This is a genomic window from Stappia albiluteola (assembly GCF_014050225.1).
In the GTDB taxonomy this organism is placed as follows: domain Bacteria; phylum Pseudomonadota; class Alphaproteobacteria; order Rhizobiales; family Stappiaceae; genus Hongsoonwoonella; species Hongsoonwoonella albiluteola.
This window is the reverse complement of sequence record NZ_JACFXV010000054.1, coordinates 52,049-75,733: the sequence shown is the minus strand read 5'-3', so window position 1 is coordinate 75,733 and position 23,685 is coordinate 52,049. Positions and strand designations below refer to the sequence as shown.

General features: G+C 62.5%; 23 protein-coding genes. 14 read left to right on the top strand and 9 right to left on the bottom strand.

Annotated features, from left to right (window positions below; all coding sequences use genetic code 11):
- Positions 1-111: 111 nt before the first annotated feature.
- The 4 genes from H2509_RS12795 to H2509_RS12780 all read left to right on the top strand — a co-directional run bounded on the left by H2509_RS12795 (position 112) and on the right by H2509_RS12780 (position 3,454).
- Positions 112-576: a RidA family protein gene (locus H2509_RS12795; RefSeq protein WP_182165963.1), complete on the top strand. Its 465-nt coding sequence runs from the start codon at positions 112-114 to the stop codon at positions 574-576.
- 109 nt (positions 577-685) lie between these two features.
- Positions 686-1,471, top strand: coding sequence for a glycerophosphodiester phosphodiesterase family protein (locus H2509_RS12790; RefSeq protein WP_182165961.1), 786 nt, complete (start codon positions 686-688; stop codon positions 1,469-1,471).
- Positions 1,472-1,591: 120 nt separating this feature from the next.
- Positions 1,592-2,902, top strand: a complete 1,311-nt coding sequence (locus tag H2509_RS12785) for a GNAT family N-acetyltransferase (RefSeq protein WP_235974912.1) — start codon at positions 1,592-1,594, stop codon at positions 2,900-2,902.
- Between the two features lie 123 nt (positions 2,903-3,025).
- Positions 3,026-3,454, top strand: coding sequence for an HIT family protein (locus tag H2509_RS12780; protein WP_182165957.1), 429 nt, complete (start codon positions 3,026-3,028; stop codon positions 3,452-3,454).
- 37 nt (positions 3,455-3,491) lie between these two features.
- On the opposite strand, the gene H2509_RS12775 is transcribed toward H2509_RS12780, so the two are convergent.
- Both H2509_RS12775 and H2509_RS12770 read right to left on the bottom strand, forming a co-directional pair.
- Entirely contained in the window at positions 3,492-3,809 is a 318-nt protein-coding gene (locus H2509_RS12775) for an AzlD domain-containing protein (protein ID WP_182166107.1), read from the bottom strand.
- Positions 3,810-3,835: 26 nt separating this feature from the next.
- Entirely contained in the window at positions 3,836-4,582 is a 747-nt protein-coding gene (locus H2509_RS12770) for an AzlC family ABC transporter permease (protein ID WP_182165955.1), read from the bottom strand.
- Positions 4,583-4,846: 264 nt separating this feature from the next.
- On the opposite strand from H2509_RS12770, the gene H2509_RS12765 reads away from it, so the two are divergent.
- The 6 genes from H2509_RS12765 to H2509_RS12740 all read left to right on the top strand — a co-directional run bounded on the left by H2509_RS12765 (position 4,847) and on the right by H2509_RS12740 (position 10,080).
- Complete coding sequence (locus H2509_RS12765; protein ID WP_182165953.1) at positions 4,847-6,085, top strand: urea ABC transporter substrate-binding protein; 1,239 nt, start codon at positions 4,847-4,849, stop codon at positions 6,083-6,085.
- A 31-nt stretch (positions 6,086-6,116) separates the two neighbouring features.
- Entirely contained in the window at positions 6,117-6,983 is an 867-nt protein-coding gene (locus H2509_RS12760; RefSeq protein ID WP_182165951.1) for a branched-chain amino acid ABC transporter permease, read from the top strand.
- On the top strand, positions 6,980-8,035 hold the full coding sequence (locus H2509_RS12755) for an ABC transporter permease subunit (RefSeq protein WP_235974924.1): 1,056 nt from the start codon (positions 6,980-6,982) through the stop codon (positions 8,033-8,035). The genes H2509_RS12760 and H2509_RS12755 overlap by 4 nt, the downstream gene beginning before the upstream one ends.
- Positions 8,035-8,766, top strand: coding sequence for an ATP-binding cassette domain-containing protein (locus tag H2509_RS12750; RefSeq protein ID WP_182165949.1), 732 nt, complete (start codon positions 8,035-8,037; stop codon positions 8,764-8,766). Before H2509_RS12755 ends, H2509_RS12750 begins: the two co-directional genes overlap by 1 nt.
- Complete coding sequence (locus H2509_RS12745; RefSeq protein ID WP_182166103.1) at positions 8,757-9,488, top strand: ABC transporter ATP-binding protein; 732 nt, start codon at positions 8,757-8,759, stop codon at positions 9,486-9,488. The genes H2509_RS12750 and H2509_RS12745 overlap by 10 nt, the downstream gene beginning before the upstream one ends.
- A gap of 184 nt (positions 9,489-9,672) precedes the next feature.
- A complete protein-coding gene (locus tag H2509_RS12740) occupies positions 9,673-10,080 on the top strand; it encodes a hypothetical protein (protein ID WP_182165947.1) in 408 nt (135 codons plus the stop codon).
- Between the two features lie 565 nt (positions 10,081-10,645).
- On the opposite strand, the gene clpA is transcribed toward H2509_RS12740, so the two are convergent.
- The 3 genes from clpA to H2509_RS12725 all read right to left on the bottom strand — a co-directional run bounded on the left by clpA (position 10,646) and on the right by H2509_RS12725 (position 14,244).
- The gene (gene clpA / locus H2509_RS12735; RefSeq protein WP_182165945.1) at positions 10,646-13,078 is read right to left on the bottom strand and encodes an ATP-dependent Clp protease ATP-binding subunit ClpA; all 2,433 of its coding nucleotides are present in this window, start codon (positions 13,076-13,078) and stop codon (positions 10,646-10,648) included.
- Positions 13,079-13,088: 10 nt separating this feature from the next.
- Positions 13,089-13,424 carry an ATP-dependent Clp protease adapter ClpS gene (clpS, locus tag H2509_RS12730; RefSeq protein ID WP_182165943.1) on the bottom strand — a complete coding sequence of 112 codons (336 nt, stop codon included), beginning with the start codon at positions 13,422-13,424 and terminating at the stop codon, positions 13,089-13,091.
- A gap of 487 nt (positions 13,425-13,911) precedes the next feature.
- Complete coding sequence (locus H2509_RS12725; RefSeq protein ID WP_182165940.1) at positions 13,912-14,244, bottom strand: phasin family protein; 333 nt, start codon at positions 14,242-14,244, stop codon at positions 13,912-13,914.
- Positions 14,245-15,054: 810 nt separating this feature from the next.
- Between H2509_RS12725 and H2509_RS12720 the strand changes: the two genes are divergently transcribed.
- Positions 15,055-16,602, top strand: a complete 1,548-nt coding sequence (locus tag H2509_RS12720) for a D-alanyl-D-alanine carboxypeptidase (RefSeq protein WP_235974911.1) — start codon at positions 15,055-15,057, stop codon at positions 16,600-16,602.
- A 17-nt stretch (positions 16,603-16,619) separates the two neighbouring features.
- Here the strand turns inward: H2509_RS12720 and H2509_RS12715 are convergent, their stop codons facing one another.
- Together H2509_RS12715 and H2509_RS12710 are read right to left on the bottom strand one after the other, a co-directional pair.
- Positions 16,620-17,327, bottom strand: coding sequence for a DnaJ domain-containing protein (locus H2509_RS12715; RefSeq protein ID WP_182165936.1), 708 nt, complete (start codon positions 17,325-17,327; stop codon positions 16,620-16,622).
- Between the two features lie 143 nt (positions 17,328-17,470).
- Positions 17,471-18,196: a VWA domain-containing protein gene (locus H2509_RS12710; protein WP_182165934.1), complete on the bottom strand. Its 726-nt coding sequence runs from the start codon at positions 18,194-18,196 to the stop codon at positions 17,471-17,473.
- A 344-nt stretch (positions 18,197-18,540) separates the two neighbouring features.
- On the opposite strand from H2509_RS12710, the gene H2509_RS12705 reads away from it, so the two are divergent.
- A complete protein-coding gene (locus H2509_RS12705) occupies positions 18,541-19,098 on the top strand; it encodes a hypothetical protein (protein ID WP_182165932.1) in 558 nt (185 codons plus the stop codon).
- A 127-nt stretch (positions 19,099-19,225) separates the two neighbouring features.
- Positions 19,226-20,068: a pantoate--beta-alanine ligase gene (gene panC / locus H2509_RS12700; protein WP_182165930.1), complete on the top strand. Its 843-nt coding sequence runs from the start codon at positions 19,226-19,228 to the stop codon at positions 20,066-20,068.
- A gap of 125 nt (positions 20,069-20,193) precedes the next feature.
- Here the strand turns inward: panC and H2509_RS12695 are convergent, their stop codons facing one another.
- Entirely contained in the window at positions 20,194-20,631 is a 438-nt protein-coding gene (locus tag H2509_RS12695) for a DUF1489 family protein (RefSeq protein WP_182165928.1), read from the bottom strand.
- A 137-nt stretch (positions 20,632-20,768) separates the two neighbouring features.
- On the opposite strand from H2509_RS12695, the gene H2509_RS12690 reads away from it, so the two are divergent.
- Complete coding sequence (locus H2509_RS12690) at positions 20,769-21,695, top strand: NAD-dependent epimerase/dehydratase family protein (protein ID WP_182165926.1); 927 nt, start codon at positions 20,769-20,771, stop codon at positions 21,693-21,695.
- On the opposite strand, the gene H2509_RS12685 is transcribed toward H2509_RS12690, so the two are convergent.
- The gene (locus H2509_RS12685; RefSeq protein ID WP_182165924.1) at positions 21,692-23,638 is read right to left on the bottom strand and encodes an acetyl-CoA carboxylase biotin carboxylase subunit; all 1,947 of its coding nucleotides are present in this window, start codon (positions 23,636-23,638) and stop codon (positions 21,692-21,694) included. The two genes, H2509_RS12690 and H2509_RS12685, sit on opposite strands and share 4 nt — an antisense overlap.
- Positions 23,639-23,685 lie beyond the last annotated feature (47 nt).

Below are 23,685 nucleotides of genomic sequence, written 5' to 3'. Positions count from 1 at the left end.
CACTTCCGTTCATGGGCGGGACAACGGTTGAAAAAGCCCTCCGGCAGCCGCTTGAAGCCCCCCCGATTCTGCGCCAAGGTCGCCCCCGGTTGAATTATCGAGGAGGACACAATGTCCGGCGAAATCGAACAACGGCTGGCCGCCCTTGGGGTCACGCTGCCGCAGGCGGCGGCACCTGCCGCCAATTACGTGCCTTTCGTGCGCACCGGCTCGCAGCTCTTCATTTCCGGTCAGATTCCCATGGGGCCGAACGGTATTGAACACAAGGGCAAGCTTGGCGCCGACTACGGTGTCGAGCAGGGCCAGGTGGCCGCCAGGCTTTGCGCCATCAACCTGCTTGCCCAGGCCAAAGCCGCCCTCGGCGATCTCGACAAGGTCGTACGGCTGGTCAAGCTTGTCGGCTTCGTGAATTGCACGCCCGATTTCGGCGATCAGCCGAAGGTCGTCAACGGCGCGTCCGACTTCATGGTCGAGGCGCTCGGCGAAAAGGGCCGCCATGCCCGCTCCGCAGTCGGCGTTGCCGCCCTGCCATTCGGCGTCGCCGTTGAAGTCGAGGCGATCTTCGAGGTCTCCTGACCTCCTGGCCGGCGCCCTTTTCCCGGCGCCGGCCCATTCTGGCCCGGCCAGCCCGGCGCGACGCTTCATTGGCGCGCCTTTCACAACCTGCCTTTCCGGTTCCGCACCCATGCCTGACATATCCTGGCTTACCGCCCGCCCGATCGCGCATCGCGGCTACCACAATGCCGCCGAGGGCCGCATCGAGAATACGCCTTCCGCCGTTGCGGCGGCGATCGAGCGCAATTTCAACATCGAGGTCGATGTGCAGGAATTGGCCGATGGCGACGCGCTTGTCTTTCACGACGACGATCTCGACCGGCTGACCTTCGAAACCGGACCGGTCATTGCCAGGACGTTCGACGAGTTGAAGGACGTGCCGATGCGCGGCACTACCGACAAGCTCTGGCGCCTGGACGACCTGCTTGCCCTGGTGGATGGCAAGGTCGGGCTCTGCATCGAGATCAAGTCGCATAACCGGCGGGATTCGCAGCGCGCCTTCGTCACGCGGATTGCCGAGCGGCTCGCCCGCTACGACGGACCGGTAGTGGTGAAGTCCTTCGATCCCGACATGCTCAGCGTATTGCGAGAGGTTGCTCCGGACCTGCCGCGGGGCATCGTCGCCGACTCCACGCGCGACCCCAAGGATTGGGGGCAGTTCAGCCGGATAGAGCGCTTCATGCTGCGCCATCTGCTGCACGCGCCGCGCACGAGGCCGCATTTCGTTTCCTACAGCGTCCGCGATCTGCCTGCCCCCGGCCCGGCGATCCTCAATCGCTGGTTCGGCAAGCCGCTGATCACCTGGACGGTGCGCAATCAGACAGACCGCCAACGCGCTGAGCTCTTCGCCGATCAGATCGTCTTCGAAGGCTTCGATCCGGAGGCCGGACAGCCGGAAAAGACGATTGCGCAATAGTTACGCACTGATGCCGCCTTGCGGTTCCCGCGGAGCGGCTTAGTTTTAATGGCGTTTGCGGGAGCGTAGATGGTCGTCCATGCTCCCTCCACCGCCAGACCAATCCAACGAGGCACCCGCTTGACCGCCCAAGCCGAGGATACCCGGGATTTCCAGCTCAGGGTCGTCAGTTCGCTTGCCGAGGTTCCGGCCAACGTCTGGGACGGCCTTGCCAATCCCGGCTGGAAGCTTGAGCCCCGCGGCAGGCTCGCACCCGCCGGTTCGCTTTCTGAATCAGGATCTGAAGTTCTTGAATCGGATTGCGAAGGAGCTGAATCACCTCGACAAGTACCCGCATTCAACCCTTTCATTTCGCACGCCTTTCTATCCGCGCTGGAAGAATCCGGCTGCGCGACGCAGAAAACCGGGTGGCTTGGTCAGCATCTGCTTCTGGAGGAGATCGGCGGCCCTGTTCATGCAGCGCTCCCCTGCTATTTGAAGAACCATTCGCAGGGCGAATATGTCTTCGACCACGGCTGGGCGGACGCCTTCTTTCGTGCCGGCGGCAACTATTATCCGAAGCTGCAGTGCTCGGTCCCCTTCACGCCGGCCACCGGCCGCCGGTTCCTCACCGGCCCGACGATCGACCGCAAGGCGGCGATCCGCGCCCTGTCTGGCGGCCTTGCCGAACTCTGCCGCCACACGCACGCTTCCTCGGCGCATATCACCTTCATGACCGAGGAAGAATGGGAGATCCTGGGCGAGGAAGATTATCTGCTTCGCACCGACCAGCAGTTCCATTGGGAGAATGAAGGCTACGGGAACTTCGACGACTTCCTCGCGGCCCTCGCTTCGCGCAAGCGCAAGCAGATCCGCAAGGAGCGGCGGGAGGCGCTTGAGGCCGGCATCGAGATCGAGTGGGTAACCGGCACCGATCTGACCGAAGCCCACTGGGACGCCTTCTACGCCTTCTACATGGACACGGGCAGCCGCAAATGGGGCCGCCCCTATCTCAATCGCCTGTTCTTCTCTCTTCTCAGCGAGAAACTCGCCGACCGGGTGCTCCTGATCATGGCGAAGCGGGACGGCAGGCCGATTGCCGGCGCACTGAACCTCATCGGCTCGGATACGCTGTTCGGCCGCAACTGGGGTTGCCTCGAAGACCACCCCTTCCTGCATTTCGAGGTCTGCTATTATCAGGCGATCGAATTCGCCATTTCGCGCGGACTGAAGCGCGTGGAAGCCGGCGCCCAGGGTGCCCACAAGCTGGCTCGCGGGTACCTTCCCACCATCACCCGTTCAGCCCACTGGATCGCCCACGGCGGATTGCGGCGCGCGGTTGCGGACTATCTGGAACACGAGCGCGCGGCCGTGCAGGTGGAGAGCGAGGTACTCTCCGAACATTCGCCTTTCCGAAAGACTGAAACACCGCCGGATAAGGGACTCCAATGATTCATCTTTTTCCGCATTCTTGAATCGAATTGGGAAGGCGTTGAATCTATTCCTCAACAACAGACAGGCCCCTGGCCTTGCAGCGCCGGGACCTGAAGAGCGCATCACGGAAAGACCGCTGAGATGACGAAACCCGCCTACGACGACCAGAATGTTTTCGCCAAGATCCTCAGGGGCGAACTGCCCTGCCACAAGATCTACGAGGACGACAAGACACTGGCCTTCATGGACATCATGCCGCGCGGCGACGGCCATTGCCTTGTCATTCCCAAGGCAGCATCACGCAACATTCTGGACATCGCGGAAGAGGACCTGTTCGCGGTGATGGCGACCGCGCAGAAGCTTGCCCGCGCAGTGGTCGAGGCGTTCAACGCCGACGGCACGACGATCCAGCAGTTTTCGGAGCCTGCAGGCGGGCAGATCGTCTTCCACACCCATGTCCACGTCATTCCCCGGTTCGAGGGCGTGAAGCTGAAGCCGCATACCGGCGAAATGGCACCGCAAGAGCTTCTGGCCGAGCACACGGCCAAGATCCGGGCAGTCATCGGCTGAACAGGAAGCGGCAACGGGGGCAACTTGCCCCCGCATCCTACCGGACCCCACCGATTGCCAGCCAGCCGACGACGAGCACCACCTCGGCGGTCAGCACCCCGACCACGACCTTCTGCCGGGAAAGCAGGAATGCAACGAAGCCGATGGATGCCGCCGCAATGCGCAGGCCAAGCGGCGAGCCGGCGAGCGCACCTGTCGGGAACAGGATCAGCCGTGAAATGACGCCGGCGACTAGCGCGGTCGCGACCGCCCGCACCCACATCAGCGCTTCGCTGTCTTCGCGCAGCCTGCCCCCCACCAGGACGCCGAGCCAGCGCCAGATATCCGTGGCCAGCCATCCGGCCACGATGATCATCAGGTAAGGCCACCACCAGGTCTCGCTCACTGGACCGCCCTCCGATAGGCCTTGACGCCGGCATAGGCGAGCGTGCCGCCCACCAGCCCGGTCCAGAGAAGATCCAGCCCCGGCGCGTAGACATGGAAGAACGGGCCGAGAAACAGCCCCAGGATCATGGCCGCCTTGTCGTAGGAAAGCCTCGATGCACCCCAGAGCGAGCAGGTGAAATAGACGGGCGTGAGCATGAAGAGCGCGCCGGCGACCATCGGTGGCATGTCGCTGATGACGAGGTAGGACACGGCCGTCATCATTACAACGAAGCTCGAAAGGCCGCCCGCAAAGCCCAGGAAAAACGGCAGCCGCGCCTCCCGCGGCATGTCGGGCATGTGCTTCATCGCATAGACCCAGGCCGTCACCGCCACGAAATGGGACGCGATCAGCAGCTGCCAGCGCTTGGTCTTGCCTTCCACCCGCAGCATCGGCATCAGCGCCACCGTCATCGGCATCAGGCGAACGGAAGCGAGCGCGACGGCGATCGCCGCCGTCAGCATGGAAGCTCCGGATGTCAGCGCTCCCGTCAGAACCACCACGCTCGGCAGCGCCCAGACGAGACCGGCGAGGACGAGCGTGTGACCGAGTGTCAGCCCGCTTTCGCGCGCAAGTCCGGCATACCCCACGAAGGCGGCGGTAAGAATAAGCGCCGGGATCGACACCATCGATTGCATGCCGCGAAAGAAGGATTGGAAAAAGGAAGGCCCGACCTCGGTCGGTGGCTCGCTCAATGCGGTCATGAATTCTTCAGTTCGTGCACTCGGTCGAGCGTCTGGTTGGGGGAAGCGGATCGGTCGGACGAAACTCGCCCGATCCTCCCGTCGGAGGCAAGCGCGACGACCCTATCAGCTTACGCATCCCGCTCAATATCGAAGCCTGCATAGCTGGTATGATAAACCGCGCCAGATACACGCAAAAATTGAGCGCAAATAATTTATTTGCATTTTCAGATATCGTGCTTTCAAATACAATTCCGTTAGGGAGATGCGGAAGGGAGCACTGAGATGACATTTTCACGGCGCACGTTTCTGAAGACAACCCTGTCGGGAACAGGCCTCGCGCTCGCCGCTCCCGCTCTTTTCACCCGCAGCGCCTTCGGCGCCGATGATCCGATCGTCATCGGTGGCCTGCACGACCAGTCCGGACCGATCGCCGCAACCGGCACTCCCATGGTCGACAGCCTGACGCTGGCGATCGACCAGGCGAATGCGGCCGGCGGCCTGCTCGGCAGGCCTCTCAGGCTTGTCCACTACGATACGCAGTCGAACATCCAGCTCTATTCGCAATTCGCGCGCCAGCTCGCGCTGAAGGACAGGGTTTCCGTGGTTTTCGGCGGCGTCACCTCCGCCTCTCGCGAAGCGATCCGGCCGACCTTCAACCGCTACAAGGTGCCCTATTTCTACAGCACCTTTTACGAAGGCGGCGTCTGCGACCGCAATTCGTTCAGCCTTGGCACGACGCCGGCCCAGACGGTGGAAAAGCTCGTGCCCTTCGCGATGAACAAGTGGGGCAAGAAGGCCTATATCATCGCCGCGGACTACAATTACGGCCAGATCACCGCCAAATGGATGCGCAAATACGTGCAGGACAATGGCGGCGAGACGCTGGCGGTCGATTTCTTCCCGCTCGACGTCACCAATTTCGGCCCGACCATCAGCAAGATCCAGGCGGCCAAGCCGGACATCATCCTTTCGGCGCTGGTCGGCGGCAATCACACGTCGTTCTACCGTCAGTGGACGGCCGCCGGCATGAAGACGCAGATCCCCATCGCCTCGACCACATTCGGCATCGTCAACGAGCAGGCGACGCTGGACGACGCCGAAAGCACCGGTGTCGTCGCCTCCTACGGCTATTTCGAGGAACTCGATTCCCCCGCCAACAACGCCTTCCTGTCGAAACTCAAGGAGGCTTTCCCGGACGTGCCCTATGTCAGCGAGCCCGGGGCGGTCTCCTATGAAAGCTTCATGCTGTGGGCGGAAGCGGTCAAGGCCGTGGGCAGCCTCGACCGGGAGAAGATCATCGCCGCGCTGGAGGAAGGCCTCTCCGTCGACGGGCCGACCGGCAAGGTGATCGTCGACCGCGCGACGCACCACGTGACGCGCAACGCCTATATCGCCGAGGTGGAAGACCGCAAGTGGGCGGTGCGCGAGCGCTACGAGCAGCAGAAGCCGCTCGACACGGCCGGTGTATGCGACCTCGTCAAGAACCCTTCGGAAAACAAGCAATACGTCATCGACATCTGACGTCGGCCGGATCGAAGGGAGCCCTCGAAGCATGGATCTTGCGGCGGTCCTGACCCTGGACGTGCTGAGCGGCATCGCCACCCTGGTGCTTCTGTCGCTGGGGCTGGCGGTGATCTTCGGCATGATGCGGATCATCAACCTGGCCCATGGCGAATTCGTCATGCTGGGCGCCTACGCGACGGTCCTGTCCGCCAATGCCGGCATCAATATCTGGATCGCCATGCTCGTCATCGCACCGCTCACGGTCGGTGCGATCGGCATCGTGATCGAGCGCTGCCTGATCCGTTTTCTCTATGGCCGGCTGGTGGATACCATGCTGGCGACCTGGGGGCTGAGCCTCTTCATCACCGGCGCGGTGACCACCGCCTTCGGCAACACGATCCAGGGTGTGCCCACACCGCTTGGCGGTTTCGAGATCGGCGACTACCGGTCGAGCTACTACACGCTCTTTCTCGTGGTTCTGTCGGCCACGCTGCTCGGACTGGTCTTTATATTCCTGCGGCGGACGCGCTTCGGCCTCGTCTCGCGCGCCACCATGCAGAACCCCGGCATGACCGCCGCGCTCGGCGTCAATCCCAACCGTGTCTACATGCAGACCTTCGGCATCGGAGCCGCCCTGACCGGGCTCGCCGGCGGCGTGCTGGCGCCTGTGTCCGGCGTGGGACCGGAAATGGGCGCCGCCTTTGTCGCCAAAGCCTTCATCACCGTCGTCGGCGGCGGCTCGGCAATCCTGGCCGGCACCGCTTCATCCTCCAGCGTCTTCGGCTTCATCAATCAAACCGGTTCCTATTTTACCACGCCCGTCTTCGGCGAAGTCATCGTGTTCCTGTCGGCGATCGTTCTGATCCGTCTTCTGCCCCAGGGCATTTCCGCAAGGTTTTTCAAAGGGAGCCTCTGACCTTGGCCGTAAAAACCGCTGCGCAGCTGACCGCCCTCATCCTCGCCGTCGTTGCCATCGCCGCGGCGCCGATGCTGCTCGATCTCTTCGATCTGATCGAGCTGACCCTCTTCGCCTCCATGGCCGTACTGGCGCTCAGTCTCGGCTTTATCTGGGGATTCGGCGGTATCCTCTCTTTCGGTCAGACGGCATTCTTCGGGCTGGGCGGATACGCCTATGCGGTCGCGGCGATCAACTTCGGCGATTCCACCCCGGCGATCCTTCTCGCCATCGCGCTGCCGGCAGCCTTCGCCGCGCTGCTCGGCTATTTCACGTTCTACGGCCGGGTGAGCGACGTCTATTTCTCGGTGATCACCCTGACGGTGACGCTGATCCTCTTCAACGTCGTCAATTCCACCGCCGGTGACGAATACCGCATCGGCGACGCTGCCCTTGGCGGCTTCAACGGCATGCCGGCGGTACCGACCTTCAACATGCCGTTCGACCCCGCCGCCGTGCTCGAACCGGAGGCCAGCTGGTATGTCGCCGCCGGCACGCTGGTCGCCGTCTATGTGCTGCTGCGCCTGCTCCTTGCCAGCTCGTTCGGCCGTATTGCGGTTGCGGTGAAGGAGAACGAAGTCCGCGCCTCCCTGCTCGGCTACGATCCGAGGCTCATCAAGCTGATCGTGTTTGTCATTGGCGGCGCGGTCGCCGGGCTTGCCGGTGCCCTCTATGTGAACTGGGGCGCCTTTGTGAATCCCACGATCTTCGGCCTGGCGCTGTCGGCGCAAATCATCATCTGGGTCACCATCGGCGGCCTCGGCACGTTGATCGGGCCGGTGGTCGGCTGCATTCTCGTTCAGTACATCGTCAGTCGCATCGGCACCCAGCAGACCTTCAACGCCAATCTCATCCTCGGCGCGGTGCTGATCGGGTTTGTTCTTCTCCTGCCGCGCGGCTTGATGCCGACTCTGCAGCACATCGCCACTCAGGCAGGCTCGCGCCTGGCTTACATGTTCAGCCGGGACAACGCCGGCCGCGCCATTGCCGACCGGCCGGCAGGGGCGGAGTGATGACCGATACCGCAGCCCCTCTCCTCTCCACGCGTTCGCTGACCATGCTGTTCGGCGGTGTCGTCGCCGTCGACGCGGTCGACTTTTCGCTTGCTCCCGGGGAACTGCGCTGCCTCATTGGCCCGAACGGCGCCGGAAAGAGCACATTCTTCAAGATGCTGTCCGGCCAATATGTTCCGACTGCCGGCGAAATTACCTTTCGTAGCCGCTCCATTGCCGGCTCCGCCCCCCATGAGATCGCCCGCCTGGGCATCGGCATCAAGACCCAGGTTCCCAACGTCTTCAACGGCCTCGATGTCCACGAAAACATCTGGCTTGCGGCGAGACGGCGCAATTCGCCGTCCACGGCGCGGAGGATCGCACGGGACATTCTCGAGCGCATCCGCCTGTCGCATCGTTCCATGGTGCCCGTCGGCCATCTGTCCCACGGCCAGCGGCAATGGGTCGAGATCGGCATGGTGCTGGCCGGCGACCCGGAACTGGTGCTTCTCGATGAGCCGGCGGCCGGCATGACCGACGAGGAGACACGCCTCACCGCCGAGCTCATCCGGGAGATCAACGCTTCCCGCGCCCTCATCATCGTCGAGCACGACATCCAGTTCATCCGCATGATCGCCGACAAGGTGACCGTCTTTCACCAGGGCGGCATCCTGATGGAGGACAAGGCCGATACGGTGTTAAAGGACCAAAGGGTACGGGACGTCTATCTCGGCAAGAAGGAATACGCCTGATGCTCGAGGTATCCGGTCTTCATGTCGCTTATGGCCGCATCCCCATTCTGACGGGCATCGACTTTCAACTGGCGGAGGGAGAGTTTCTCGGCATCCTCGGTCACAACGGCATGGGCAAGACGACGCTGATGCGCGCCCTGACAGGCAGCCTGCCGTTGCTTGCGGGAAAGGTGATCCTGGCTGGCGCGGATATTTCGAAGGCCGCCGTCTACCGGCGGGCGCGTCTCGGCCTTGGCCTTGTACCGCAGGGCCGCGACATATTTCCGGACCTGACAGTGATGGCAAACCTGCGCATGGGGCTTGCCGCGGCAGCCCGCGAGGACGCCGCGGTTGTTGATGAAGTACTTGAGGAGTTCCCCCGTCTCCACCGGCTGCTGGACCGCAAGGGCGGAGCGCTGTCCGGTGGCGAGCAGCAATTGCTCGCGCTTGCCCGCTGCCTGTGTTCCAGGCCGCGCCTCATTCTTCTCGATGAACCAACGGAAGGGATCCAGCCGTCGATCATCGAGGAGATCATCGAGACGCTGCTTCGCATCAAGGCCAGAGGCGGCCTGTCGATGATCCTCGTCGAGCAGAACCTGGAATTCATCACCGCGCTCTCGGATCGCATCCTGACGATCCAGAAGGGCCGCATCACAGGCGAGCTCGACCCGAAAAGCGCCGACTTCGCCAGCGCCATCGCCGCCTATGCCGGCATGGACAGCCACGCGGCTGAACAGGCATAGGTCGCGGAAGCCCCACCATATCCTGCAACCATTGCGGGCCTTTCGTGGGAGCGGCTTCAGGACCTGATATAAATCAGATACTTATGCGCGGCACGCCACGGTTCCAGAATCCGGTTGAGTTTACCTGGGCGCCTATGCAACTATAGATTTATCATTGAATAAATTTACAACCAGAGAATAGGCAATGAAAACAGGAAACTGGTCACGCCTCTTCGGCGTTGTCATCGCCTGCACCGTTTTGACCGGCTGCATAACAGCGGAACGAGCGAGAACTCTGCTTTCGTTTGCAGAAAGAACAACGCAGGAAGACAAAAAGCTAATAATTAATTATTTCCGCAACAACTACAACGACCCCTATTCAATTCGAGATGCGGAAATTTCGGATACTATAGTTGGCCTTAAAGGAAGGAAGATGATTTGCGTTTACTTGAACTCGAAAAACAGCTTTGGCGCCTATGCCGGTCGGAAATTGGTCGAATTCAATTTGGTATATAACCGAATCATCTGGTATTGGGAAGATCAGAACTCTTGCCAGATGCTCGTGAATCATGGCCTGAAACTACATCCATTCCCGGAAGCCGAGCGCATCTAGTAACTAGCCAGAAAAAATGCAAAAGGGGCGAATGATCGCCCTTTCCTTCTTCCGGCAGGTCGTTTTCACCTGGAGCATATCCCGTCAAATCCGAATCGGATTTGGCAATAAGGATATGCTCAAAGCATTGATCCGGGAGCGATTTCTTGATCCACGAAAGCGATCCCGCTTTCGTGGAAAGCTCTCACATCTAGAGCGGGGAGGCGACAAACGTGAGCGGTTTTCGCATCCCCGCTCTAAATATATAGATCCGATCATATTTTATGAGACTGGATCGGCTCGATCCAACCTCATCGTGATCTAGGGTCAGGACTCATTAATTTGGCTGGAATGGTCGGAGCGGATTCGTGCGGATACAAGGAGCAAGCCCACAGGAAGGCTAAAGCCTTTCAAGGGTTTGCGACAAAGTAGTCCGTGCGGATCCGCCCGATCCAAAGGACGATCGAGCTGACTTCGACCTGTCGCGTCAAAGCCCTCGACCGGGGGAATAACCCCGCTCTTCGAGCTTTTCCTTCCATCTCTCGTCATCTCGACCGCCATTCCAGTCAAATGAATGGTCCTGACCCTAGTCGGCCAGAGGCACTTTCGGCACGCTGCTGCGCTTGCGACCGGAGCCCTCTCCCTTGCCGGTTTCGGCGGCAGCGGCCTTCGCGGCGGCCTGTTTGCGGCTACGCTTGGGCTTTGCCGCAGTCTTCGGCTTTTCGGGCTTCGGCGCGACGACCTTGTCCTCGACGCTTTCAAGCAACAGGCCGGCGCCATCTTCCGACACGGTCACCTTCACGGTGCCGCCCTTCTGCAGGCGCCCGAACAGCACCTCGTCGGCCAGCGGCCGCTTGATATGCTCTTGAATGATCCGGCCGAGCGGGCGAGCGCCCATCCGGTCGTCGTAGCCCTTGTCGGCCAGCCACTTCACGGCATCTTCGGTCAGTTCGAAGGTTACGCCACGGTCGGCAAGCTGGGCCTCGAGCTGGATGACGAATTTCTCGACGACCTTGTAGACGACTTCCATCGGCAGGTTGCCGAAAGCGATCACCGCGTCGAGCCGGTTGCGGAATTCCGGCGTGAACAGGCGGTTGATCGCCTCCATGTCGTCGCCTTCCCGCTTGGAGCGGTTGAAGCCGATCGGTTCCTTGGCCAGATCCGACGCGCCGGCATTGGTGGTCATGATCAGGATCACGTTCCGGAAATCGACCTGCTTGCCGTTGTGGTCGGTCAGCTTGCCGTGGTCCATCACCTGCAGGAGGATGTTGAAGAGATCGGGATGCGCCTTCTCGATCTCGTCAAGCAGCAGCACGCAATGCGGATGCTGGTCGACGCCGTCGGTCAGGAGGCCGCCCTGGTCGAAGCCGACATAGCCCGGAGGCGCGCCGATCAGGCGCGATACCGTGTGGCGCTCCATGTATTCCGACATGTCGAAGCGCAACAGTTCCACGCCAAGCGAGGACGCGAGCTGGCGGGCGACTTCCGTCTTGCCGACGCCGGTCGGGCCGGAGAAGAGATAGCTGCCGATCGGCTTGTCCGGCTCCCGCAGGCCGGCACGCGCCAGCTTGATTGCCGACGAGAGCGCCTCGATAGCAGCGTCCTGGCCATAGACGACGCGCTTCAGTTCCGCGTCCAGGTTCGACAGCACGGTGGCGTCGTCCTTGGAAACGGACTTCGGCGGGATGCGCGCCATGGAGGCGATCGTGTTCTCGATCTCCTTCACGCCGATCGTCTTGCGGCGACGGGCTTCCGGCACCAGCATCTGCGAGGCGCCGGTCTCGTCGATCACGTCGATCGCCTTGTCCGGCAGCTTGCGGTCGGAAATGTAGCGCGCCGACAATTCCACCGCCGAGCGGATCGCCTCGTTGGTGTAACGCACTTTGTGGAAGGTCTCGAAATAGGGCTTCAAACCCTTCAGGATCTCGATCGCATCCGGGATCGACGGTTCGTTGACGTCGATCTTCTGGAAGCGGCGCACCAGCGCCCGGTCCTTTTCGAAGAACTGGCGGTATTCCTTGTAGGTCGTCGAACCGATGCAGCGGATCGTGCCGGAGGCGAGCGCCGGCTTCAGCAGGTTCGACGCATCCATCGCGCCGCCCGAGGTCGCACCGGCGCCGATCACCGTATGGATCTCGTCGATGAACATGATCGCGTCGGGATATTCCTCGATCTCCTTCACGACCTGCTTCAGCCGCTCCTCGAAATCGCCGCGATAGCGCGTGCCGGCGAGCAGCGAGCCCATGTCGAGGGAGAAAATCGTCGCCTTTTTCAGCACTTCCGGGACGTCGCCGTTGATGATGCGGCGCGCCAGTCCCTCGGCAATCGCCGTCTTGCCGACGCCCGGATCGCCCACGTAGAGCGGATTGTTCTTCGAACGGCGGCAGAGGATCTGGATCGTGCGCTGGATTTCCTTGTCGCGGCCGATCAGCGGATCGATCTTGCCGGAGCGCGCCTTTTCGTTGAGGTTGACGCAATAGGCTTCGAGCGCGTCGCTCTTCTTCTTCGCCTTGTCATCGTCTTCCACGGTGGCCGCCTCATCCTCAACGCCGCGTGCAGGGCGGGAATCCGACATTCCTGCCCGCTTGGCGATGCCATGCGAGATATAGTTGACCGCGTCGTAACGGGTCATGTCCTGCTCCTGCAGGAAATAGGCCGCGTGGCTCTCGCGCTCGGCGAAGATCGCCACCAGGACGTTGGCGCCGGTCACCTCTTCGCGTCCGGAGGACTGCACATGGATGACGGCGCGCTGGATGACACGCTGGAACCCGGCCGTCGGCTTGGAATCCTCGTCGCCGTCGGTCACCAGGTTGTCGAGTTCGGTGTCGATATATTCGATGAGATTGCGGCGCAGCAGATCGAGGTCGACATTGCAGGCGCGCATGACGGCGGCCGCGTCCTGATCGTCGATCAGCGCCAGAAGCAGGTGCTCCAGCGTCGCGTATTCCTGTTGCCGTTCGTTCGCGTAAGCGAGCGCCCGGTGCAAGGCTTTTTCGAGACTGCGCGAAAATGATGGCACAAGCGACCCCTTATTTCTTTTCCATCACGCACTGCAGCGGGTGCTGGTGCTTGCGGGCAAAATCCATGACCTGCGTCACCTTGGTCTCGGCAACTTCATAGGTATAGATCCCGCACTCCCCGACGCCGTGATGATGGACGTGAAGCATGATCCTGGTGGCTTCGTCCCTGCCCTTCTGGAAAAACCTCTCCAGCACGTGCACGACAAACTCCATGGGCGTGTAGTCGTCGTTCAAAAGCAGAACGCGATAAAGGCTCGGCCGTTTCGTCGCCGTCTTGGATTTCGGCGCAACGATCGTGCCTGTTCCCGACCCGTTGCCGCCGCCCTTTTGCGATCCGTTCGTCATTCCCGCTTACTCATCGTGGCCTTGCCCGAAGGGCGACGGCCCTACATCGAATTCCCGGCTATTTTGCTTCCTGCCCTTCGGTTAGAAGGATCGTCCGGATCACTTGAGTCTATCAATCCCGTCCCCGCGGCGAAAGCCAACTTTCTTTGCCCAAAGGCGCAAACATCGCATTCGGTCACAGGAATTCGCCCCGTTTTTCCCTTTCGGCGACCTCGTCTGCACGCCGTTGGGAAGGGCGGGGCCTTGCTGCTCCAACGCCAGGGATCGCCTGCCGGCCCTGCAGGATATGTATGTCGTCAGCCTCCCACCTCAATCCCGGTTTCGGGCGAAAAAGCGGCTACAAAACAAATTGAACGAATGCGAGCTGCAAAGAACAACCGGAAAGGGATGAACCGCGAGACGCACGCGGCTTATGGCTCGAAACAACAAAAAAGGCCCGGTTCATCACCGGGCCTTCCTGAAGCGGGGTTTGAAACCCGATAGCCTCTTACTTGGCAACCTTGGCAAAGGCGCTCTCGTAGGGCTTGTAGGCTTCGCGCGCGATGTCGGAGAACATCTCGCCAAGCTTCGTGACTTCACCGACGAAACCCTCGTAGGCCGACTTCGCGTAGTCGGACTGGACCTCGAAGGCCTTGTCGAGCGACTTGGCGGCGGCAAACTTCTCGACGGCGGCGGAGCCTTCCTCGAAAGACTTTTTCTGATAGTCGGCAACCTCGGAAGCAATCGCCTGGAAGCCCTTGGTCACAGTGCCGAAGCTCTGCATCATGACGTCCATGTTGTCCTTGCCAAGCTTCTGAAGGTCATCGAAGTTATTCATCATTTCAGTTTTCCTCTTACAAGCCGATCCATCGACTCGCCTCGTGACCGTCATGAGATTGGGAAAGCCGGTTCGAGGCCCGCGCTGCACTGTCCGGACTATATGCAGTGCACAAAATAAAGTCAACATTCATTTTGCAACGCAATATAACGCCACGTCATGAGCAGCTTCATGTGAGAAACACCGACACCATTGCCGGTTCGATGGGCAGCCTCATGCCTCCGGAAATATACCTATTCGGCAGATCTGAACTCCATTTACATTACGCCCAGGCGGTGTTTGCCCATAGGTGCGGCATTTTTTGCAATGCAAAAGCATGATACAACCATGGAGGGAACGGAACTTTGAGGAATACAGCCTGGCTTGCCGGACGGCCGCCTCTCCACGCCGCCGCGGGCGCTAATCCTCCGCCGGCCTGACCCGAAAGCCACAACGCAGCGGCAAAATACCCGACCCGACCTCTTCACCAAATTATGGCCAACAATGCCTGCGTTATCTCGATAAGCGCCCTCTCCGTCCATCCGTAGCCGACCCGATAGTCGCGGCCTGCTATCGGCAGATAAACGAAGTATTAACCATGATCAAAAAGGTTTTCATATCTGTATTTCCGGCGATATTCCGCGGATTTCAGCCATTTTCCATGAAGATTGAATCCCGGCCATTTACACAATGGTAACCGCGTTTCGATCATGGTTGGGGAAATCAGACGCGCGGGTAGTCGAAATCGTCGCAGGTCACTCTTTTTCTGTCCTTCGGCAACGCTTTCTCCGCCGTCTTCCAGTGCAATTTGTCCCAGAACGGGGTGTGGTCGTGTTGAGTAAGGGTGCCAGGCGCGCGGTACGTTTCGTCAAATCAATCGCGTGGAGCGCTGCGATCGGTTTTCTCGCCTCCACTATTGCCATCGCTTCCGACGCGGAGGCCAATCCGAAATATTCCGGCATCGTCGTCGACGCCAAGACCGGCGAGACGCTCTATTCCTACAAGGCCGACACGCAACGTTATCCGGCCTCGCTGACCAAGATCATGACCCTCTACATCCTGTTCGAGGAACTGGAGGCCGGTCGCCTCAGCCTCAACAGCCCGTTGAAGGTCTCCTCCACCGCCGCGGCCAAGGCGCCATCGAAGCTCGGCCTGCGGCCCGGTTCGACGATTGCCGCCAAGGATGCGATCCTCGCGCTGGTGACCAAGTCGGCCAACGATATCGCCGCCACGGTTGCGGAGAACATTTCCGGTTCGGAGGCGGCCTTTGCCCGCCGCATGACCGACACCGCCCGCCGCATCGGCATGCGCAACACCACGTTCCGCAACGCTTCCGGCCTGCCCGACTCCGGTCAGGTAACGACGGCGCGCGACATGGCGCAACTCGGCCGCGCCATCCAGGAGCGTTTCCCGAAATACTACCGCTACTTCGGCACGCGGGTGTTCAGCTACAAGGGCCGCAAATACGCCAATCACAACCGCCTTCTCGGCCGCGTGAAGGGCGTGGACGGCATCAAGACCGGCTATATCGGCGCCTCCGGCTTCAATCTCGTCACCTCCGTCAAGCGCGACGGGCGCGAAGTGGTTGCCGTGGTCATGGGAGGGCGCACGGGCGCCTCCCGCAATGCCCAGATGACCAAACTGATCGAGACCTATCTGCCCAAGGCATCGCGCGGCCGCAAAACCGCTCCGGCCCTTGTGGCAAGTGCGGCGCGCACGCCGGCAAATCCGCTGCTAGCGCTGGCCAAGGCGCCGGTGCCGGACCAGAAGCCGGAGATTGCGGCGATTGAAGCGGCCCTCGAGGAGCCCGTCGTGACCGGCGCCATCCCGGTGCCTGCCCCGGCAAAGGCCGACACTGCGCCCATCAAGGTCGCATCCGCGACAGGCGCCGGCATTCCGACGGCCAAGTCCGACATTAACGTCAATGCCCGCATCGCCGGCTCGCCGGTCTTCGAGCGCCGCGTGGTCAAGACGATCAAGATCGTCCCGGGTCAGCCAATCCCCTCGCCCGCCTCTCAGCAGGTTGCGGCGAAGGCTGCCAACGACAATGCGCCGGTTAAGCCGAAGGCGGTGGCGAAAGCCGCCAGCGGCGACGAGACGGTGACGCTTGCCTCAAACAACTCCGCCGATCCGCAGCCCGGCTGGCAGGTGCAGATCGCGGCCGCGGAAAGCGAGGATCTCGCGGTTTCCATGCTGAAGAAGGCCAAGACCTCGGTCGGCCGGGCGCTGCGCGGCAAGGATCCCTACACCGAGCCGGTCGCTGCGGGCGGCGCCACGCTCTACCGCGCCCGCTTCGTCGGCTTCGATACCAAGTCCGAGGCGTGGAATGCGTGCAAGAGCCTGAAACAGGCGAAGTTCAAGTGCTACGCCATCTATGAGTAATTGCGTAACGGGTGGATTCAATGTCTTCGGAGAAGCACGTCCTTAGCCTCGTTGAGTTTGGCAGCGAGAAAAGAAGTGCCGCCATGGTCGGGGTGCAGCCGCTTCATCAGTCGCCGGTGGGCCGCCCGGATTTCCGTCTCGCCGGCTCCATGAGAAAGCCCCAGAACCTGGTAGGCTTCCTCCTCGGTCATGGCGCCCGAGCGCGCCGGGCCACTCTGCCGGCCTGCGGCATCCGCCTCGAAGTCTACACGCCAGCCGGCCTGCCGGCGGTCGAGATAAGCTTCGAGTAAGGCCCGGCTGTCGTCGTCTCCCATGACGTCGCGCCAAAGCTCTTTCAGCTCTCCCAGGGCAAGGCCGGAGAGCATTTGCCCTTGGAAGCGGCCTTCCAGCACAAGGCCGTCCATCTTTCCGCTCGAATGATCCAGACGCATGTCCAGGAAGCGCGAGCGCACGCTCGATGCGCCCCCGCCCGACGGTGAACTGCTTCCCGCCGGCGAAAAGCCGGGGATCTTCCGTAGTCCAAGCAGCGTCAGGGCGAAACCGCCGATCGGCAGCGCCAGCACCCAACGCCCGGTGAGCAGCAGGAATCCGGCAATCAGCAGCAGGGCGACGCCCGTTGCCATCTTCATGCGCTCGGCCAGCCTGGCCGGATTGGCTTTGGTAAATGCCTGCCCCAGCAGGAGGAAGATCGCAAGTACCGCGATCCCCAACACCAGATATCCCATCGATCCCTTTCCGCCAGATCACGGCAGGATCGGGCCGGACTGACCCGCTCTCATGAAACGTGATCGATTCTGATTATTTAGAGCGAGATGGCGATAACATCCCGGCGGTGGCCGGTGCAATCGGCCACCGGGGCGGTGACGGCTCAGCGCAGGTGCTGCAGCAGCAGGCGGGCGCCGCTGTCGCCGCTGCGGGTAAGGTTTTCCAGCGCGGTCAGGCCGCCGGAGGCATAGACGGCGGTTGCCTTCAGAAGCTCGGCCAGTTCGCGGGCCGAGGCGCTGTCGAAGCGGAAATAGGCGCCCTTGGTCAGCCGCGCCATCTCCCTGAATGCCTTCTCCGCGTGAGAATCGCGCCCCTCCTGGAAAAAGAAGCCGGGCACGCCGAGCAGTCCGAGTTCCCCGGCCCTTGCGCACAAGAGATCGACATCCTCCTCCATGCAGTCGCCGATATAGACCAGCGCCTGCACCTTGGCCCGCCGCGTCTCTTCCAGCGTATGGCGCAGCACCTTGCCGATCTGCGTATGTCCGCCCCGGCAATCGATCCGGCTCATCATCCGGGCAAGGTCATCCGCCTTCGTCACCCATTTCGATGCGGCGCATTCGCCGAAACCGCGGAAATAGACGAGTTGCATGGCAAGCTGGCCGACGCGGCCGGCCGCCTCGAACATCTCGGCCTGAAGCTGGCAGGCGCGGTCCCAGGTCGGCTGACGGCTCATGGTGGCGTCGAGGCCGATGACCAGACGGCCAAGCCCGGTCGTCTTGGGAATGGCCTTCGCAGCCTCCAGAAAGGCGGCGATATCCGAGCTGGACGACGATTCCTCGCCCTTGACCTGCTGCTCCGGCCTGTCCGTTATGTCCTTCCTGTCCGGCAAGGGTTTCGTCTCCTCCGGTCCGCTGTGGTCCGGCCGCCAACAGGGGCTTCAATCGCCCTTTTCGGCCTTCCATTACATAAAGATGGGCCGGATCCTGTCACGGCAAGGCTAATTTCTCGTTGGGCGGCCTCTTCCGGGTCGCCGTTTCAAGGGGCGCGCTTCCCCGCTTCAGGCCTCGCTCTCGCGCAAAGGCGGCAATATCACCAGCATTCCGCGCATACCTGTGATGGTATTTCGCCGCTTAACAGCTTTTCAAAGAAATTGATCCTAGGTTGCTATCAAGGTTTGTGCAACTTATTGACTTGAGGGTAAAAATGCTCCGACTGTTTGCTGGAGCCATGTTGTTGGCGCTTCTGACTGCCTGCCAGCATGAGCTGAACACCGACACGGCTTACAGAATCGACCGGGTGGTCGTCGAGCCGGTCCCGCATAGCTACGGACCGATCATCAAGGCCAGGCTGAAATCCAGGTTTCAAGCTGTTGCCGATGACATCAACAGGCAGATCCCCGCAACGGCAGAGTCCCGCGACCTGATCGTGCGCGTCGAAAGCGTCGACTACGTTCCCCCGACCGGGCCGCTCCTGCTGGGGAAAGGGGAATTGGAGGGACAGATCGTCGTTCAATCATCCCATGCCAGCCAGACATTGGAGTTCGGCGCCAGGAATCGGCGGCAGTCCGGCCTCGGGGACTATCTCAACCTCTCGGGATATTACCGTGCGGGTGCAAGCTTCGATAGGCTGGCGACGGAACTGGCCTATAAATTCTCCAGGCGTTATGCCGCCGAACATGGCACCACGCCAATCCGTAGGGACGACTTGGCGCACTCACCGCGACCGGCGACGGCTCCCTCGATCGCCAGTGAGGTTCCCCCGCCGCCGCTCGTGGTACTCGGCGGAGTGTGAGCCTGAAACGCTTTCCGGGGACGCTCCCATGATCGGGGTGCGCGCCTTTTCGGTTTCTGCTAGAACACGCTGCAGTGCAGCACGCGCTGCCGCAAGAAACCAAGAAGACGCGAAGCCGGAAACGTCCATGACAGAGCCTGCGATCTGCCGCTCCATCGCTGCCTTGCGCGATACCCTCAAGCCCGCCCGCATGGCGGACGAGCGAATCGCCATGGTGCCGACCATGGGCGCGCTGCATGAGGGGCATCTGTCGCTGGTGCGCCGGGCGCGGCAGGAAGCGGATCGGGTCGTCGTCTCGATCTTCGTCAATCCGACTCAATTCGCACCCACCGAGGATTTCGACGCCTATCCACGCACCGAGGAACGGGACGTGGAACTTCTGCGCACGCTCGGCGTCGAGGCGGTATTCGCGCCGTCTGTCGGCGAAATGTACCCGGCGGGCTTTGCCACAGGCGTCAGCGTTGGCGGTCCTTCCGTGGGGCTTGAAAGCGACTTTCGTCCGCATTTTTTCAACGGCGTCGCGGTGGTCGTGACGAAGCTCTTGCTCGCCGCCCTGCCGGATGTCGCGGTATTCGGTGAGAAGGACTACCAGCAGCTTTGCGTCGTCCGCCGCATGGCGCTCGACCTCAACCTGCCGACACGCATCGTCGGCGCAGAAACGGTCCGCGAGGCGGATGGCCTCGCCATGTCGTCGCGCAATGTCTACCTGTCGCCGGACGAACGCCGCACAGCCGCCCTCATCCAGACTGTCCTGACCGAAGCGGCCACGGCGATCGGCGACGGCGGCGATGCCGGAGCCATCCTCGCGGCCGGACGCGAGCGCCTGGCCGCCGCCGGCTTCCGGGTCGATTATCTGGAGTTGCGCGACGCCGATACGCTGGCCGCCGTCACGGCAGGGACAGCGAGCCGCCGCCTGCTTGTCGCCGCCTGGCTCGGCCGAACCCGCCTCATCGACAATATCGCCGTCTAGAGCGCTTTCCACGAAAGCGGGATCGCTTTCGTGGATCAAGAAATCGCTCCAGGATCAATGCTTTGAGCATATCCTTATCGCCAAATCCGATTCAGATTTGGCGGGATATGCTCTCGCGATCCCGGTCAGATCAGGCAGAGTTCCGCCAGATCGCGCCGCATGGCTTCGGGAATGTCGCCCTGGCGCGCGGCGCGGCTGCCGATATCGGCCGGCGCTTCGTTGGCTTTCAGGTAACGCCAGCCCTGGAACGGCCGGCGCGGCTGGCGCTGGGTCAGCGTCAGCTTGGGCTCCAGCACCAGATGGCAACGCTTGATGCCCGCATCGTCGGTGAAGGGGCGGATCTCGACCAGCCGCTGGCGGGCCTGCACGAAGCCCTTGATCACCCAGTAGAGCGAGCCGCCATCGGTCAGTTCCTCCGTCCGGGTCGGCACCATGCGGGTGGTGTGGATCTGCTCGGCCGGCATGCCCTTGGCACGACGGTCCGCCTGCCGCTCGTCGATCCAGGCCTGCAGGTCTTCGACGGACTCCGCGCCCACGCACAGTTTCACCAGATGAAGGGTCATGGTTCCCTTCTATCAGGCCAAGACACCGCCCGAAACAATGTGGCGGCAATGCCGCACGTTTTTCACAGCCGATCCCGCCGCCCGAGATGATTCGAAGGGGCTTGCACGACTCGCCCGTACGGGCGTTTCATTGCGGCATGGACATTTTTCTGACAGGCGGCACCGGAACGATCGGCCAGCACGTGCTCAGGCGCCTCGTCAAGGCGGGGCACCGGGTGACCGCGCTCGCCAGGTCGGAACGCACCGAAGTCATCCTGCGCGACGAAGGGGTGGACGTGGTGCGCGGCGACCTCTGCGACCCGGATGCCTGGGTTGAAGCCGCCGTCTATTGCGACACCCTCGTCCATGCTGGTGCTTCCTTCGACGAGACGATGGCGCCGGCGGAAAAGAAGCTCGCCCATGCGCTGCGCCGCGCCACCAACCGGAGGGAAATCCCCTTCAACGTGGTCTATACCGGCGGTATCTGGCTCTACGGCCCCTCTCCCGATGCGCCGGTGGCCGAGACGAGTTCGTTCCGCCCCTTGCCGGCCTTCGCCTTCATGGCCGAAACGATCCGCTCCCTGCAGGCCGTGCGCACGGTCGCCCTTTCTGTGATCCATCCCGCGCTTGTCTGCTCGAAGGTGGCGGGCCCCGTCTCGGACATGCAGCGGCTGGCCGAGGAAGGCCTGCCCTTCGCCACACGAGCATCGGAAGATACGATCTGGCCGCTGGTGGATGCCGAGGATCTTGCCGACCTCTATCTGCGCGTCGTCGAGGAGAAACGTTACCGGCTGAGCGTCGTCGGCTGCGGAGTAGAAGGGGTCGCGGTTGGCAGGCTTGCCGCACTCGTTGCCGAGAAAAGCGGCCTGACCGTTCGCCTGAAAGCCCAGTTGCCGGATGCGGGGGTGAGCCCTGCCGCCGACTGGCGCGCCGGCTACGCACGTTCGCAGCGCTTCAGCCACGAAAGGGCTACACGCCTCGTCGGTTGGCGCCCGCAGGCAACGAGTGCCGATGACCTCGTCGCCCGCATCCTGGGCGACGGCGACTGCGTACCGAGAAACACCCAGTTCGCGCTGGCGCTTTAAACCGCGGCTTCGCCGGTTTCCTCAGCCAGGGTGACGATCGCCTCGCCCTGCCCCACCTGCGCACCTTCGGTTACCGGCACCGACATTACCACGCCGTCGCGCGGCGCAACGACCGCATGTTCCATCTTCATCGCCTCGACCACGGCAAGCCGGTCACCCTTGGCGACATGGTCGCCGGGCTTGACGTCGATGGCGATCACCTTGCCATGCATCGGCGCCTTGATGCTGGCCGTGCCGTGCTCGTCCTCGATCGTGCGCGATAGCGGATCAAGACGGGCGACCTTGAGTGCCCGGCCGCCCTCGATCGCCCAGACCGCATCACCCCGGCGCAGCACCCGCACGCCTTCCGCGGCCAAAGCGCCGCCCTGACGCAGCAGCTTGCCGGCGGACCAGCAGATCTCGACGAGACGCGGCTCGCCGTCGATCTCGACGCTCATGCCGATCCTGCGGTCGCCGGAAAACTGGAAGGCATCGGCGAGCGTCCACGGATCGCGCCAGCCGGCCACTTGCTGGGGCGTCGCTTCGCCACCAACCAGTTCGGCAACCGCCGCCTCGATTGCCGCATCGCTGACGGCGCCTTGCGTCAGCGCGCCGATTTCGCGGTCTATCAATCCGGTATCGAAGCCACCGGCCCGCACCTCCGCGTGGTCCACCAGCGCCTTCAGGAAGGCGAGGTTGCTGCGCGGCCCCGCCACGGCGCTGGCGCCGAGCGCCGAGGAAAGGGCGTCGAAGGCCTGCTTGCGATCCGCGCCCCAGGCTATCACCTTGGCGATCATCGGATCATAGAATGGCGAGACCGCCGCCCCTTCGACAACGCCCGTATCGATGCGCACGGCCCCGCCCTCGGGCAGGTCCAGCACCTCCAGCGTGCCGGTCGACGGCAGGAAGCCGTTGTCCGGGTCTTCGGCGTAAAGGCGCGCCTCCAGCGCATGGCCGTTCAGCGACAGGGCGTCCTGCGCCAGTGGCAGCGGCTCGCCGGAGGCAACGCGAAGCTGCCACTCGACCAGATCCTGCCCGGTCACCAGTTCGGTCACCGGATGCTCCACCTGCAGGCGCGTGTTCATTTCCATGAACCAGAAGCCGTCCGGCCGCAGTTCGCCCGAGCCGTCGACGATGAATTCCACCGTGCCGGCGCCGCTATAGCCGACCGCCTTGGCCGCAGCGACGGCGGCAGCGCCCATGGCCGCGCGCGTCGCCTCGTTCATGCCCGGCGCCGGCGCTTCCTCGATCACCTTCTGGTGGCGGCGCTGCGCCGAGCAGTCGCGCTCGAACAGATGCACCGCATTGCCGTGGCTGTCGCCGAAAACCTGGATCTCGATATGGCGCGGGTTGAGAACGAATTTCTCGATCAGCACGCGCGGATCGCCGAAGGCGCTCTTGGCCTCGCGCCTTGCCGATTCCAGGGCGGCATCGAAATCGATTGCCTTGTCCACCCGACGCATGCCCTTGCCGCCGCCGCCGGCCACCGCCTTGATCAGCACCGGATAGCCGATCTCATAGGCCTTGCGCTTCAGGAATTCCGCATCCTGGCGGTCGCCGTGATAGCCCGGCACCACCGGCACGCCGGCCTTTTCCATCAGCGCCTTGGCGCCGTCCTTCAGCCCCATGGCGCGGATCGCATCCGCCGACGGGCCGATGAAAACGATGCCTTCCTTTGCGCAGCGCCCGGCAAAGTCAGCGTTTTCGGAAAGGAAGCCGTAGCCCGGGTGAATCGCTTCCGCGCCGCGCTCCTTCGCCGCCTTGATGATCCGATCGGCGACCAGATAGGACTCCGCGCTCGGCGCGGGGCCGATCGCCACCGCCTCGTCGGCCATGCGCACGTGCAGCGCTTGCCGGTCGGCCTCCGAATAGACGGCGATGGTGCGGATGCCGAGCCGCCTTGCGGTCCGGATGACGCGACAGGCGATTTCGCCGCGATTGGCAATCAGCACCGATCTCAGCATGTGTCAGCCTTTCGAAATTGAGCCTGTTGTCCGACGGGCGGAATTTT

Coding starts and splice junctions, on each gene's coding strand:
- H2509_RS12795 (WP_182165963.1), top strand. CDS start 112: ATGTCCGGCGAAATCGAACAACGGCTGGCCGCCCTTGGGGTCACGCTG.
- H2509_RS12790 (WP_182165961.1), top strand. CDS start 686: ATGCCTGACATATCCTGGCTTACCGCCCGCCCGATCGCGCATCGCGGC.
- H2509_RS12780 (WP_182165957.1), top strand. CDS start 3,026: ATGACGAAACCCGCCTACGACGACCAGAATGTTTTCGCCAAGATCCTC.
- H2509_RS12775 (WP_182166107.1), bottom strand. CDS start 3,809: ATGATCATCGTGGCCGGATGGCTGGCCACGGATATCTGGCGCTGGCTC.
- H2509_RS12770 (WP_182165955.1), bottom strand. CDS start 4,582: ATGACCGCATTGAGCGAGCCACCGACCGAGGTCGGGCCTTCCTTTTTC.
- H2509_RS12765 (WP_182165953.1), top strand. CDS start 4,847: ATGACATTTTCACGGCGCACGTTTCTGAAGACAACCCTGTCGGGAACA.
- H2509_RS12760 (WP_182165951.1), top strand. CDS start 6,117: ATGGATCTTGCGGCGGTCCTGACCCTGGACGTGCTGAGCGGCATCGCC.
- H2509_RS12750 (WP_182165949.1), top strand. CDS start 8,035: ATGACCGATACCGCAGCCCCTCTCCTCTCCACGCGTTCGCTGACCATG.
- H2509_RS12740 (WP_182165947.1), top strand. CDS start 9,673: ATGAAAACAGGAAACTGGTCACGCCTCTTCGGCGTTGTCATCGCCTGC.
- clpS (WP_182165943.1), bottom strand. CDS start 13,424: ATGACGAACGGATCGCAAAAGGGCGGCGGCAACGGGTCGGGAACAGGC.
- H2509_RS12725 (WP_182165940.1), bottom strand. CDS start 14,244: ATGATGAATAACTTCGATGACCTTCAGAAGCTTGGCAAGGACAACATG.
- H2509_RS12715 (WP_182165936.1), bottom strand. CDS start 17,327: ATGGGATATCTGGTGTTGGGGATCGCGGTACTTGCGATCTTCCTCCTG.
- panC (WP_182165930.1), top strand. CDS start 19,226: ATGACAGAGCCTGCGATCTGCCGCTCCATCGCTGCCTTGCGCGATACC.
- H2509_RS12695 (WP_182165928.1), bottom strand. CDS start 20,631: ATGACCCTTCATCTGGTGAAACTGTGCGTGGGCGCGGAGTCCGTCGAA.
- H2509_RS12690 (WP_182165926.1), top strand. CDS start 20,769: ATGGACATTTTTCTGACAGGCGGCACCGGAACGATCGGCCAGCACGTG.
- H2509_RS12685 (WP_182165924.1), bottom strand. CDS start 23,638: ATGCTGAGATCGGTGCTGATTGCCAATCGCGGCGAAATCGCCTGTCGC.